Source organism: Mesorhizobium sp. 131-2-1 (genome assembly GCF_016756535.1).
Lineage (GTDB): Bacteria > Pseudomonadota > Alphaproteobacteria > Rhizobiales > Rhizobiaceae > Mesorhizobium.
In genome coordinates this window covers 6202160-6215575 of record NZ_AP023247.1, presented here as the reverse complement: position 1 = coordinate 6215575, position 13416 = coordinate 6202160, and the positions used below count along the sequence as shown (strand labels likewise).

General features: G+C 56.9%; 14 protein-coding genes. 11 read left to right on the top strand and 3 right to left on the bottom strand.

Annotated features, from left to right (window positions below; all coding sequences use genetic code 11):
• Positions 1 to 375 precede the first annotated feature (375 nt).
• Genes JG743_RS29975 through JG743_RS29965 form a run of 3 tightly spaced genes read left to right on the top strand, consistent with a single transcriptional unit; the run spans position 376 to position 3103 of the window.
• The gene (locus JG743_RS29975; RefSeq protein WP_010913962.1) at positions 376 to 1047 is read left to right on the top strand and encodes a winged helix-turn-helix domain-containing protein; all 672 of its coding nucleotides are present in this window, start codon (positions 376 to 378) and stop codon (positions 1045 to 1047) included.
• A 44-nt stretch (positions 1048 to 1091) separates the two neighbouring features.
• Positions 1092 to 2534, top strand: coding sequence for a type II and III secretion system protein family protein (locus JG743_RS29970; protein ID WP_044551336.1), 1443 nt, complete (start codon positions 1092 to 1094; stop codon positions 2532 to 2534).
• An 8-nt stretch (positions 2535 to 2542) separates the two neighbouring features.
• Complete coding sequence (locus tag JG743_RS29965) at positions 2543 to 3103, top strand: CpaD family pilus assembly lipoprotein (protein ID WP_010913964.1); 561 nt, start codon at positions 2543 to 2545, stop codon at positions 3101 to 3103.
• 790 nt (positions 3104 to 3893) lie between these two features.
• Here JG743_RS29965 and JG743_RS29960 read toward each other — a convergent pair.
• Entirely contained in the window at positions 3894 to 5798 is a 1905-nt protein-coding gene (locus tag JG743_RS29960; protein WP_202295929.1) for an HrpF/NolX family T3SS translocon protein, read from the bottom strand.
• 197 nt (positions 5799 to 5995) lie between these two features.
• Complete coding sequence (locus JG743_RS29955; RefSeq protein WP_063825847.1) at positions 5996 to 6697, bottom strand: hypothetical protein; 702 nt, start codon at positions 6695 to 6697, stop codon at positions 5996 to 5998.
• A gap of 183 nt (positions 6698 to 6880) precedes the next feature.
• On the opposite strand from JG743_RS29955, the gene JG743_RS29950 reads away from it, so the two are divergent.
• Both JG743_RS29950 and sctJ read left to right on the top strand, forming a co-directional pair.
• Positions 6881 to 7384, top strand: coding sequence for a nodulation protein NolB (locus tag JG743_RS29950; protein WP_010913967.1), 504 nt, complete (start codon positions 6881 to 6883; stop codon positions 7382 to 7384).
• 9 nt (positions 7385 to 7393) lie between these two features.
• Positions 7394 to 8257 carry a type III secretion system inner membrane ring lipoprotein SctJ gene (gene sctJ, locus JG743_RS29945; RefSeq protein WP_044549206.1) on the top strand — a complete coding sequence of 288 codons (864 nt, stop codon included), beginning with the start codon at positions 7394 to 7396 and terminating at the stop codon, positions 8255 to 8257.
• A 193-nt stretch (positions 8258 to 8450) separates the two neighbouring features.
• Here sctJ and JG743_RS34635 read toward each other — a convergent pair whose 3' ends face one another.
• Positions 8451 to 8723, bottom strand: a complete 273-nt coding sequence (locus JG743_RS34635) for a hypothetical protein (protein ID WP_157866081.1) — start codon at positions 8721 to 8723, stop codon at positions 8451 to 8453.
• Positions 8724 to 8893: 170 nt separating this feature from the next.
• Between JG743_RS34635 and sctL the strand changes: the two genes are divergently transcribed.
• The 6 genes from sctL to JG743_RS29910 are packed head-to-tail and all read left to right on the top strand — an operon-like array spanning position 8894 to position 13410.
• The gene (gene sctL / locus JG743_RS29935) at positions 8894 to 9517 is read left to right on the top strand and encodes a type III secretion system stator protein SctL (RefSeq protein ID WP_010913970.1); all 624 of its coding nucleotides are present in this window, start codon (positions 8894 to 8896) and stop codon (positions 9515 to 9517) included.
• Positions 9514 to 10872 carry a type III secretion system ATPase SctN gene (gene sctN, locus JG743_RS29930; RefSeq protein WP_096453929.1) on the top strand — a complete coding sequence of 453 codons (1359 nt, stop codon included), beginning with the start codon at positions 9514 to 9516 and terminating at the stop codon, positions 10870 to 10872. Before sctL ends, sctN begins: the two co-directional genes overlap by 4 nt.
• Positions 10848 to 11381 (top strand): hypothetical protein, encoded by a 534-nt coding sequence (locus JG743_RS29925; protein WP_202295923.1) that lies wholly within the window; start codon positions 10848 to 10850, stop codon positions 11379 to 11381. Before sctN ends, JG743_RS29925 begins: the two co-directional genes overlap by 25 nt.
• A gap of 16 nt (positions 11382 to 11397) precedes the next feature.
• A complete protein-coding gene (gene sctQ / locus JG743_RS29920; RefSeq protein WP_096453933.1) occupies positions 11398 to 12474 on the top strand; it encodes a type III secretion system cytoplasmic ring protein SctQ in 1077 nt (358 codons plus the stop codon).
• Positions 12467 to 13132: a type III secretion system export apparatus subunit SctR gene (gene sctR / locus JG743_RS29915; protein ID WP_010913974.1), complete on the top strand. Its 666-nt coding sequence runs from the start codon at positions 12467 to 12469 to the stop codon at positions 13130 to 13132. The genes sctQ and sctR overlap by 8 nt, the downstream gene beginning before the upstream one ends.
• 29 nt (positions 13133 to 13161) lie before the next feature.
• Entirely contained in the window at positions 13162 to 13410 is a 249-nt protein-coding gene (locus tag JG743_RS29910) for an EscS/YscS/HrcS family type III secretion system export apparatus protein (RefSeq protein WP_010913975.1), read from the top strand.
• The last annotated feature ends 6 nt before the right edge of the window (positions 13411 to 13416 follow it).

The following is a 13416-nucleotide window of genomic DNA, read 5'->3' as shown; positions in this document are numbered from 1 at the left end:
GGTGAATATGCGGACAATCCAGGATGTGGATTGCTTACATCCGAACAATCGATTTGCTCAAGTCGCTTGTCGAAAGCTAACCCCTACGGGTCATGGAATTATGGGCTCTGGAGGGCAATGTCGCTTGGCGAATGCAGGGGCCGCCACATCGGTAGGATGCGCAGACGAATTGAAGGCGGAGTGGCATCTTGGCCTGCCCAAACGACGCTTCAGCCCATCACAGGTTCTACCTCGCCTACTACAGGCGTACGGCTCGCATGATCCTGCGACTAGCCGTCCCAAAGAGGATTACGAACACTGCGACGCGTTGCGCGACTTCTGCTTTCGCCGTCTCAACAGTCTCGGTGACCTATCCTACCATTAATAGGAGATGAAATGCGAACGCTATTCGTTGACCACCATGCGGATCTTACGCGAGCGGTGGGAGTTGCACTCGGCGATAGCGGTTTCGCCGTTGATGTTGTTCCCACACTGGAACAAGCATCGAGTGCATTTTCTTGCGCCAGCTACGAAATTCTCCTGCTGGAGCTGGTTCTGCCGGATGGCGATGGCTTGGATTGGCTGAAGCAGCTAAGGGGTGAGGGACATTCAGTTCCTGCTCTCATTTTGAGTGACGTCGACGATCTTGAGAAGCGAATTGCGATTTTCAACGGTGGTGCGGACGATTTTCTGCTCAAGCCAGTGTATACTAATGAGCTCATTGCCAGAATGAGAGCCGTTCTGCGGCGGTCGACTCAGATGACTGCCCCGATCATTGTATTTGGCAATCTCCACTTCGATCCGATCGGCCGACAGGTTTCCGTTGCTGGTTATCCACTGACGGTCGCACGCCGTGAATTATGTATTTTAGAGCATCTGCTCAACCGTGCAGGCCGCATCGTGCCGCGTTCGCAGTTGGAAGATCACCTCTATTCGTTCAACGATGAAGTATCGGCCAACGCGCTTGAAGTCGGAATCTATCGCTTACGTCGATATCTGAGCAGTTCAAACGCAACGCCACGGATAAAAACGGTGCGTGGCATTGGTTACATTCTTGAATGTGACTAGCGCGACATTCGTATAGTTGGCCGAATTTGAAAGAAAAGACCGCCTTGAAAATCATTACAACTCATTCTGACACCGATCGGCGGCCCCCGCACATCGTTTGCCCGAGACCTGCTACTGTTTCTCCTTACTTGGGCCGCCTTCTCTGTGCGCTCATTCTGGCATATCCAGTTTCTGCCCCGGCCGAAAACATGCAGGATCAAGGGGCGCCGCGTGCCGCTTCCAATAGCATCGACGGCACGCTGAACCTTTCCTCTTCGCTCGGCAAGACGGTTCATTTGCCCGCGCCTGCCACGACCATCTTTGTTGCTGACCCGACGATCGCTGATTATCAGGCAGCCTCAAATACAACGATCTTCGTCTTCGGGAAGAAATCCGGGCGGACCAGCCTGTTCGCCTTGGACGATAAGGGCGAGGCTCTCGCCGCGCTGCGAATTGTCGTTACGCAACCGATCGAGGAATTGCGCGCCATGTTGATGGATCAGGTTGGCGACTCTTCAATCCAGGTGAGCTATACGCCGCGCGGCGCAATCCTTAGCGGTACAGCGCCCAATGCGGAGGTCGCCGACACCGCAAAAAGGGTCACTGAGCAGTATCTCGGGGACGGTGCGCAAGTCGTCAACAACATTAAGGTCGCTGGGTCCTTACAAGTTAATCTCAGTGTGCGCGTAGCGGAGGTCTCCCGTAGCGCCATGAAGGCACTCGGCGTTAACCTGTCCGCCTTTGGTCAAATCGACAATTTCAGAGTGGGCTTGTTAAGCGGCGGAGGCACTGGCTCTGGTGCAGCGCAGGGTGGTGGCACAGCAGGAATCGGATTCAACAACGGTGCCGTCAACATCGGCGCGGTTCTAGACGCGCTCGCCAAGGAGCACATAGCTTCCGTGTTGGCTGAGCCGAATCTCACCGCGATGTCCGGTGAAACTGCCAGCTTTCTCGCAGGTGGCGAATTTCCCATTCCTGTCCTGCAGGAAAACAAGCAAGTGTCGGTTGAATTCCGTCACTTCGGCGTCAGCCTGGAATTCGTGCCGACCGTTCTCAACAACAACCGGATCAACATTCACGTAAAGCCGGAGGTCAGTGAACTATCGTCCCAAGGTGCCGTTCAAATCAATGGTATTTCCGTGCCGGCAGTTTCCACGCGCCGAGCCGACACAGTCGTCGAACTCGCCAGTGGGCAGAGCTTTGCAATTGGCGGTCTGATCAGGCGCAACGTGAACAATAATGTCAGTGCGTTTCCCTGGCTCGGCGAAATGCCGATTCTTGGCGCTCTGTTTCGTTCCTCCTCGTTTCAAAAAGAAGAATCAGAACTTATAATTCTGGTTACGCCTTACATCGTAAAACCAGGCTCCAGCCCCAACCAGATGAGCGCACCCACGGACCGGATGGCGCCGGCTTTGGACGATCCGCCGGCAGATCCGCCGCGAGGCCGCGCTGCTGCCCGCACCGGCGCGCCCGGGGCCAAGCGCGGTCGCGGCTTCATAATTCAATAGGTGATCGAATGACTTTGCGGATCAAAGTTCTCCTGGTCGCCCTGACAGCCAGCGCAAGTGGCTGCACAAGCACTGTGCCGATCTATGTCGAGCCCCCTGCGCCAATCCTTATCCGGCCGGAGACCACCGTGCTGATATTAAAGAGCCTCCGCGCTTCCGAACGGCAGCGTTTGCGTGTTTTCCTTGACAGGACCAGTAGCGGCCGCCGCGATGCCCTTCACCTCCTTATCTGGGGCTCGTCCCGGCTCAGCGCAGAGGTGGTGCATCAGGCCAGGCAGATGGGTATAGACACTTACAACATCCATTTGCTCGACCAACACGATGGCGGCGCAGTCCAAGTAGAAGCAATTGTGTATCATGCCCGCCCACCTGCCTGTCCGTCGTATTCTTTACTCAGTGACAAATCCTTCGAAAAGCCCCTTGGCTGTTCGACACGACGTAACCTAGCTGCAATGGTCAACGATCCGCGCGATTTGCTCGACAACCAGGCTGTCGAGCCGAGCGATGGCGAGCGTGCGGCCATACCAGTTGCCACATACAGGACGTTCGGGGCGGGCAAAGGTCAATGACATGGGTCGTATGTTTTAGCTTGGTAGAGCACGGCGCCGCCTCCAGTCTGTAGCATTGCCGTTGCTTCGGATCTGGTGGTGAGCGCGGCCGTCACAATACACGACCGTGACCTGAACAAGATAGGGGTGTCCCTCACCTCTCCGGGGTGCCCGGTGGCGCTGCGCTCATGACGTTGCCTCGCTGAGCGGCGTTCTTCATTTGCGAGGTTAAAGGCGCACGTCACGCGACGGCGGCGTGGCTCAAGTGGCCAAGCGAGCTTGATCTTGGCGGTCGTGTCGACAAAGCTGGCGGCTGTGTCGCTGCGCTCCACCGGCCCATGTTGCGGCCCGGTGGTCCCTATGACCACCGGAGAAGCAGTGGGGGACGGGCGCTGCGCCAACTGGCCAGCACGACCGCTCTGGGTTGATACTGTTGAAAAAGTCCGGCGCACCGCAAAGTCCCCACCGATATTAGAATCCAGTTCCACCCCGGCGCATTGCATGGAATCAGGATTCAATTTTGGGGTCTCCGCGGAACGCCATCCTACGAAAGCGCCACGGGCGACCGCGACGCGGACTTTTTCAACAATATCGGTTTTTTCTAGCCGTTCTCAGTTCTCACCTTCTCCTCTCAGGCTAAGTGTGAAAACGACCTCAAGGCCGAAGGATGAGCGGATTAAGCCCGGGCCTGCTGCGACCTAACCACGATCCTCAAGGCACGCCTGCCAAATCGCCTTGCGGAAAGGCAAAGGTTCCCCACAAGGTGATTGATAGGCTAGTGAAGCGTGCGAAGGAAGTCGCACATTTGTTGTCAGGCCACTTTCTGGAGTATTGGCACCATCGGGCTGAGGAGGCCGGCCGCTTGCATAGTGTCGGCCGGAAGGCATGCTTGCAGGTTGGACAAATAGTCTTCTGCATAGCTTTTCGCCATGGAAATCGGCAGATCGATCCCGGCCGCGGCGGCCTCTTCCAACGCCGTCTTCACCAGCCCGTTGCGAATCGCAAGCTTGACCTCGGGACCCGCGACAAGGCTGAGCGCCTGCGCTCCGATATTGATGCCAGCGTCTAGCAGCGCCTGCTTCATATTGCCTCCGGTAATGGCTGTGCGGACAAGATTTGCCGCTTGCGCCTCGAACGCGAGCGTCATCGACACGGCATCGGCCACTTGGCCCACGACCGGAATGAAGCTCAACAGACCCACCGCCGTCGCAGCCCAATCAGCCACTGTCGAGTACACCTTGAGCACGTCGTCGACTGTGTGGATGAAGGCCCCGCCGTTCTTTTTGGCCGACTTGGTATCAGGCTGGTCCGCCCGGCCCGTCATCATGTCCGAGACGGCGTCCTGTTCCGCAGCAGTTTCGGGCGCATGGGTCTTTGGCTGCTGAACGGCTCGGTTTGCAGACGACATGCCGTTGTAGAAGTGGCCAAAATCTTTGTTGCTGATATTGCCGGAATCAACCGTGTGTCCGCCGCCGAAATCGAAGAACGAATTGTGGGTCTTGTAGCCCGTAATCGAATTGTTTAGAAGACCGAAGAGCAGATGATCCGATAACAGCTGCGATGCCGCCTGCTTTACTCTCGGATCTAGGCTCTTGTCTTGCGCCATGCTTGCGAGCTTGTCACGAGTCAGGACACCGCTCCCAAAGAATTTTTGCTGGTTGCTGTTGATCGTCTTAAGGGTATTCAGCTCGGTTTGCGTGAGGCTCATCGAAGATGAAGCGACTTGGAGAAAATCCTCTTTATGGGCTTTGTCTATCGAGCCACCGTACAACCGCTTCCATTCATTCGGGTGACTGACAAAGTACTGAGCCGCCGCAATGACCTGTGGCGGACATTTGCCAGTTTTCGCGTCGCCGTCGACGATCTGCTTGAAATAAGTCAGACTCAGGTTCTTGGGCAGGTTTTCGGAGTACCGGTAAAGCTCGCGCATCGCATCGTTCAAGGTCATAACCGACGGCTGCGCACTTCCAGTACTATCGGATGGGATGTAGTTCTGCGCGTAGCTTTGCGCCTGCTGGCCCTGAAATGCGGCAACTTGTGAGTGATGGCGAGAGAACTCGGACAAATCCTTGGCCGTGATCTTACCGCCACAGCGGCCATCGCCCTGCGAGCCGATCGCATAAAAAAGCTCTGGATCCTGCTGCAATCCCTCAATCGCCGCTTTCAGATCCGGTGGCGTAGAGGGATCATTGGCTTTATCCGTCAGCGATTGCCAACTAAGCGGGCATAGGTCCTTGTGACGGTTCAGCACTGCGACAATCTGCAACTCGGCTTGGGACAGTGAGCCGCCGTTCCACGTAATTCTCTCGCTTTTTATAGGCGCTTGCGCAATGGGAGGGAGGGCGACCGCAGGCTGCGGGCCTTGATCAACTGATTCGTGCGCAATGGGAGGGAGGGCGACCGCAGGCTGCGGGCCTTGATCCGTTGCTTCGATGGCTGCCCTCATGCTTGGCGGCAGCAGATCCAATGGGTTCTTGCGCAATTCTTCCAACGAGGATGCGACATCGGGCAACAGCGACTCCGATGTGTTCCGGCACAATTCCTTCATCGACGGGAAGGGGCTGGCGTCGTCTTCGTGCAGGTGAAGGGAGAGCATCGCCTCGAATGACGATGCGTTTTGCTGCGCCTTTTCCAACGAAGATGTCAGATTCAGGCTGCTGTACTGGAGAATATCCTGGCTACTGAAAACGTTGCTTGTATTATTATTGACGGACATTGTGTCTCCTCAAAAATGAAATTGCAATCCCCCACGCCAGATCCATGTGCAATACCAGCATAATGACCGGAGATATCGCTGAAGCTGGCGGTTGCCACCATGAGCGGTTTAGCTTTCGGTAAACTGACGAGTTCAGAGGAATTCACAATTTGGGGTGGCCGCGGTGTTGTTTTGTCCCGAAGCTGCGACCGCAGATATCATTTTTGGCGTGGCTCTGGCTTCCCGCCAACGCCATCCTGCTGCGGCACGTCGGACGAATAAGCGGCTTCAGGCAATCCGTTGCGGACGACCATGGTGGAGGAACCCCGAAACAATGTCAGGACCGATTCGCTTGTCGGCGTTTCATGGACGCGCGGCTGCCCCTGTGCCTCTGCGACAAGACCATTGAAAGTCTGCTCCACGAGCGCGGTGAAGCGCGGCGGACCGGAAACCAAAACGAGGCCATCTCCCGGCGCGGGTCTCACGACGTAGCGGTCATCGGAGATCTCAAGCTTGTCTAGGGCACCCTTAAACGTATCGAAGCGGATCGAAGTCAGCACAAGCATGCGGGTTTGTGATTCTTTTGCGGCTGACACGTAGAGGACAAGCCCATCATAATACCATTGGAGACCGTACATATTGGCCAAACGGTCGAGGAACTCGCGCGGTGGCAAATCCGGCATACTCCCGCGGATCCGCCCCTTCACCTCGGCGCTAATGTTGACTCGGATATTAAGGTTGTTGCCGAATTGCTGCAGCGCCTCAGAAATATCCTGATCGAGAACCGTATATCTGTACGGCGTCTTGGAGAGGGATAAGGGGACGCCGAGAGTTCCGTTGGTTCCGGCGGAGAGAAAAAAACCGGCACACAGAAGTCTCAAAACGTGTGGGCGGACGGATCGGATGAGCGCTCTCAACATTGCGCACTGATACACTAGAGTCTGAAATTTGCACAAGTGACTTAGGCGCCAGCATATCCTCTAGATACTAACCAGGCTCCGTCAGTCAGCTTGTCGTCAGCTCGGCCACCTAGACGTTGACCTGATAACGAATGACGAAGGGCCGAGTTCGCTCCGGTCAAAGAGGAAGCTATCGGGTCTTTCATGATGATCCCTATCACGTCGATCACTGCCACTTTAACGGACTGTCTGGCCAGGGCCGGGTCACCGTCGTTCAGCGAGCAAGCCCAGTTTGAGCGCGCTTTGGCGCACGCGGCCGACTCGCTGAAAAACGATGCCGCATCGGCGCCATCGAGGGTGCCAGTTCCTCCGGCGATGGCTCTTCAACGCGCGGCTACGCAGATGAGTCCCTTGGGGGACCGCGTGTTGCAGACGATTTCTGCGATGTACCCAGACCGTGCTGTTAATTCGGCTGCGCTCGACCAGCAGGTAGGCCTTTTCAAGGGCGCTCTACCTAGGCCGCAGAAGCTTCCTGCCGAAGGTGATGCGGGAACCGGAACGTCAGGCGTTCCGCAAGGACGGCATGATTTCGAAACAATGATTGCTGGTCTGCGGGATATGTACAATGGCGTCACTCAGGTTGCGCTTGTTTCCAAAGGTGTCAGCGGCATCACCTCATCTGTAAATAAACTTCTAAAGGAAGGCTGAACCGCGCACATGATTGGCTTAGCCCAGGAAATCATGCCTGGCACGTGCGGTCGGAGGTCACTTCGCCTTATCGTGCTGCCACTCCTCGTGGCCCTCGGCGGTTGCAAGGTGGATCTCTACACGCAACTGCAGGAGCGCGAGGCGAATGAAATGCTCGCCCTTCTGATGGACAACGGAGTTCATGCGGTTCGGGTCGCTGCCAAGGATGGGACTAGCACGGTCCAGGTTGACGAAAAGCTGCTCGCTTACTCAATCGACCTCCTGAATGGCAAGGGATTGCCGCGCCAGTCATTCAAGAACCTCGGAGAGATTTTCCAAGGATCAGGCCTCATTGCCTCGCCGACCGAGGAACGTGCCCGTTATGTTTATGCGCTCAGCGAAGAGTTGTCCCGCACGATCAGCGATATCGATGGCGTATTCTCTGTACGTGTCCACGTAGTTCTGCCGCATAACGACCTTTTGCGAGCAGGCGCCACGCCATCCTCGGCTTCGGTCTTTATCAGGCACGACGCCAAAGCAGATCTCTCGGTTCTGCTGCCGAAGATAAAGATGCTCGTGGCCGACAGCATCGAAGGGTTGTCCTACGACAAGGTCGAAGTGGTTTTGGTGTCGGTGGAGCGTTCCGCGCCTGAGCAACGGTCCGTGCCGGCGACTGTTTTGGCCCAAGCGTCCAGGCCCGTTCCAGCGCCACTTTTGGCCAGCTTAACCGGTATTGCCGCAGCTGTGTTCGCAGTGGCGTGCTATCTCTTAGTCACCGGTCTTAGCCGCCGGCGCAAGCAGTCAGCGGGCGAAGTTCCCAAGCTCGAGCGGCGGTCGGGTGTTTCCGCACTCGATGCCATTCGCAAAAAGACACCGGCGATAGCGCCTCAGTGACATGCCAATGCCAATGCCGATACTGACCGCCCAACCTGATGGTTCGTTCCAATTGCCTTCCTTGGGTCGGAGCGAGCTTGCTGCTTCGGCCCATCCTACCCGTCTTGGCGCGCGTCTTGATCCGGCGTTATCGGCTGCTACGTTGGCTCAGTTGCAGAAGTGTCCCAGACTGCAGCGAAGACTAACAGAATTGTTACTCGACAATGATTCGAAGTCGAATGATGTTGAGCGGGGGCTGGACCTTCTGCGCGGTAATGATCCGCTTCGGGCTGCCCTCCTTGCAGGTAGTGCATGGCATGCCCGATCGCTGCTTAAGCTTGTCTCTCAGCCTGACCTCACAGTGCTCATTCAACGTATCGGCGCTGATGCCCATGCGTTTGGAATCCGACATCTGGCGCATGCCATTGCGGACAGATTGATCGCGGATCCGGGAAAACTCGCGCACCAAATTGAACACGATGGACACGCCTGTCTTGGTGCCTGGCTCCATCACAGTCCAGTGATGGAGCGCAACCGCGTGCTCCTACGCTTGCCTGTAGGAACCGCCGCCGACAATCCAGAGCCTAAGCACGGGAACGCCGCAGGCCAGTTGTTGTCGCTTGTGGTACGCCATTTTGAGGCGGAGAACCCGCCGATATGACAGCCGATATTTCCGTGGCGCCGGCAGCGCCGCAGATGCGCCCATTGGGGCCACTGATACCGGCGAGCGAGCTCGAAATCTGGGATAATGCCGCAAAAGCGTGTGCCGCCGCAGAACGGCATCAGCAGCACGTACGCAGTTGGGCACGCGCGGCGTATCAGCGTGAGTTGGCGCGCGGCCATACCGAGGGCCTGAATGCAGGCGCGGAGGAAATGGCGGCGCTGATTTCGCAGGCGGTTGCCGAAGTCGCACGACGAAAGGCGGTTCTGGAGCAGCAATTGCCGCAGCTCGTGCTTGAGATACTAAGCGAGCTTCTAGGAGCGTTCGATCCGGGCGAACTGTTGGTCATGGCTGTTCGCCACGCCATTGAGCGCCAATACAGCGGCGCGGAAGTCTGCCTCCATGTGTATCCGACGCAAGTGGACATGCTTGCGCGAGAGTTTGCGGGATGGGACGGCCAGGATGGTCGGCCAAGGGTTCGGATCAAACCGGATCCGACGTTATCGCCGCGACGCTGCGTGCTGTGGAGCGAGTACGGCAATGTCGATCTGGGGCTTGATGCGCAGATGCGCGCGTTGCGTCTCGGCTTCGGGTCGCTTTCTGAAAAAGGCGAACTGTGACAACGCAGGTATCAGAACATAATCACGACGATGCGATCTGCCCTGTCGATCCGGCGATCTCGTCTTTGAGAGCTACGGCAAAGGGGATCGACACGCGCGTCGTGCGCGGCAGGATCACGCGGGCTGTCGGCACACTGGTCCATGCCGTCCTGCCAGACACTCGTATTGGAGAACTTTGCCTCCTACAGGACCCACGAACCGGACTGTCGCTGGAAGCTGAGGTGATCGGCCTGTTGGATGATGGCGTATTGCTGACGCCGATCGGCGACCTGGTCGGCCTCTCCAGCCGCGCGGAAGTCGTGGCCACTGGACGAATGCGTGAAGTACCCGTCGGCAACGATTTACTTGGCCGGGTGATTGACAGTCGCTGCCGTCCATTGGACGGCAAAGGCCAAATCGAGACCACAGAAACTCGGCCGCTGCACGGCAGAGCTCCAAATCCAATGACAAGGCGCATGATTGAACGGCCCTTGCCCCTTGGGGTGCGTGTTCTGGATGGTCTCCTGACGTGCGGCGAGGGCCAGCGGATCGGGATTTACGGCGAGCCAGGTGGTGGCAAGTCGACCTTATTGTCACAGATCGTAAAAGGTGCCGCCGCTGACGTTGTCATAGTCGCATTGATAGGCGAACGAGGACGTGAAGTTCGTGAATTCATCGAGAGGCATCTCGGGGAAGAGGGCCTTCGCCGTGCCGTCGTTGTTGTTGAAACGTCCGACCGCTCGGCTGTTGAGCGGGCGCAATGTGCTCCGATGGCGACAGCGCTCGCGGAATATTTTCGCGAACAAGGGCTACGCGTTGCTCTCATGCTGGACTCGCTGACACGCTTCTGCCGCGCCATGCGTGAAATAGGCCTTGCTGCGGGCGAGCCGCCGACGCGACGGGGCTTCCCTCCTTCCGTTTTCAGCATGCTGCCAGGCCTGCTTGAGCGCGCCGGCATGAGTGAGCGTGGCTCAATCACGGCGTTCTATACCGTGCTTGTAGAAGGCGATGGCACAGGGGATCCAATCGCTGAAGAGTCGCGCGGCATTCTCGATGGCCATGTCGTGCTCTCGCGCGCTATTGCGGCGCGATCGCATTTCCCCGCTATCGATGTACTACAGAGTCGCAGCCGCGTGATGGATGCGGTCGTTTCGCGGACACATCGCAAGGCGGCATCCTTCTTTCGTGAACTCCTTTCCCGGCATGCCGAGACCGAGTTCTTGATCAACGTCGGAGAATACAAGCAAGGCGGCGATCCCCTGACGGACCGGGCTGTCGAGTCAATAGACGAACTGAGGGAGTTTTTGCGCCAGAGCGAAGACGAGATCTCAGGGTTTGAGGAAACGGTCGCATGGATGTCGCGTCTGACCGCGTAAATCATGTTCAGGCTTCCAGGTTACGGGTCTTGAAGGAAATGCAAGAGCGTCGTGCCCTTAGTGAGCTGTCCAAGAAGGAAGCCGAGCGCCGTATGGCCACCTTAGCCGCACAGAATGCCTCCCGAGAGCTTGCCATGGCACAACAACATTGCGCAACGGCGGAAGCAGCGCTCTACCAGGAGCTGATGACTCTCGAAAACTTGTCTAACGCCGCGCTTGACCGGCACCACCTGCATGTTGAGCGGCTTGCAACTGAAATCACACGCCGACGGCAGATGCTTGGTAATGCGCGAATCGCCCAAGAAAAGGCGGAGACAGCGGCGTCCGAGACGAGGGACCTATGGGTCGCATGTTCGGCGGCTACGCACAAATGGCGCCAGATCGAGGACGACGTCGGGCGCGCCGTCGAGATCCGTTCGGAGGCCGCAGGCGAGATCGAGACCGACGATGAGATACTGCTTCGATTTGGCAGGGGACCGCTTTCCCAGGTCGCGAAACGGATTCGATAACCTGCAGGTCCTCCGAATGACAGAACGGTGCAGCTTTTTGGCAGCCGCTTTGGTGAGCCCCCCTCTATTGGAACCAGCGCTGACACTGTCCCACGAGGTCGCCTCGTGGCTCAATGACACTGCGGCTTCGCGCGGACCGTTTCAGACCCGGATCAACGACGTGCCACTGTCGGTGCGTGTGGCAGGGCTTGTCTGGCAGGAGAATTTTGCCGCCATTCCAATGCTCGACTGCATTTGTAGGGTCGGAGCTGAGACGGTCGTGCTGTCGATATCGCGGTCGCTCGTAGAGGGGCTCATCGCAACAGTGCAGAATGGGCTGACTTTCCCTTCCGAGCCAACGGCTTCACTCATTGTTGAACTTGCACTTGAGCCACTTATTGCTCGACTGGAGTATAGGACTCAGCTGAACGTGCAGCTCGTGCGCGTGTTTGAAGCCGCGACACTGGCTCCTTATCTCGAACTGGATATCGACTTCGGCCCGGTCAGTGGCAAGGGTCGTCTGTTCCTGTTCTCGCCTCTCGATGGCTTGGTGCCGTCTGCGTTTCGTGCTCTGGGCGAACTGTTTGGCCAGTTACCGCGACAGCCGCGCGGATTACTTTCAGACCTCCCGATCGTGGTTGCAGGAGAGATCGGCACGCTGCACGTTCCTGCGGCGATTCTTCGAAAAGCATGTGCCGGTGATGCTCTGTTGCCGGACCTGGCGCCGTTCGGCCGGGGCGAGATCGCCCTATCTTTGGGCCAGTTGTGGGCAAGCGCCGATCTTGAGGGCGACCAGCTAGTCCTGCACGGGCCTTTCCGCCCGCGTTCCTATTCTTTGGAGAATGCGCATATGACACAACTTGGATCGCAACTAGGGCCGACGGAGGATCTCGACGATGTCGAGATCATGCTTGTCTTTGAATGCGGTCGCTGGCCTATTCCTCTAGGGGAATTAAGAAGTGCCGGCGAAGGGCATATTTTCGAACTTGGACGGCCGATTCAGGATCCGGTCGATATACTTGCCAACGGTCAGTGTATCGGGCGTGGCGACATCGTGCGCATTGGAGATACGCTGGGCATCAGGCTCCGTGGCCGGTTGGGATGCAATGACTGAGCTCCAGCCGCCAATCCTGGCGCTTCTCGCAGTTACCGCCGGACTGGGTCTGCTGGTTTTAGTGGTCGTCACGACCACGGCCTTTGTAAAGGTATCGGTTGTTCTTTTCCTCGTGCGCAATGCGCTCGGGACTCAGACGATACCACCTAACATAGCGCTGTACGCTGTCGCATTGATCCTCACCATGTTTCTTAGCGCGCCCGTTGTTGAACAGACCTATGATCGGATGACCGATCCGAAGCTACATTATCAGACGTTCGACGACTGGGTAAGCGCCGCCAAATCCGGGAGCGAGCCCCTGCGTGATCATCTTAAGAAGTTCACAAATGAGGAGCAGCGACAGTTTTTCCTCTCGTCTACCGAAAAAGTCTGGCCAGCGGAAATGCGTGCCAAAGCCACAGTTGATGATTTGTCCATTCTGGTTCCATCTTTTCTAATTTCAGAGCTAAAGCGCGCGTTTGAGATCGGATTTCTTCTTTATCTTCCTTTCATCGTTATTGATCTTATTGTGACGACAATTTTGATGGCGATGGGCATGTCTATGGTATCCCCGACGCTTATATCTGTCCCTTTCAAACTCTTCGTGTTCGTCGCTATTGATGGCTGGTCGAAATTGATGCACGGGCTTGTGTTGAGTTACACGATACCGGGAGGTTGATTATAGCTGAATCCAGTATTGTCACTCTTATGAGCCAATCGTTGGTGGTATTCATGATCTGGATTCTGCCGCCGCTCATTGCATCGGTGGTCGTTGGCTTGGTCATTGGCATCATCCAGGCGGCAACACAGATCCAGGATGAAAGTTTGCCACTAACCGTCAAGCTTCTGGTTGTTGTCGCGGTTATTGGTTTGTTTGCTCCTGTGCTGAGCGCCCCGCTGATAGAGCTAACCGACCAGATCTTTACCGAGTTTCCCGCCATGACACTTAGCTACTAGTCTCCG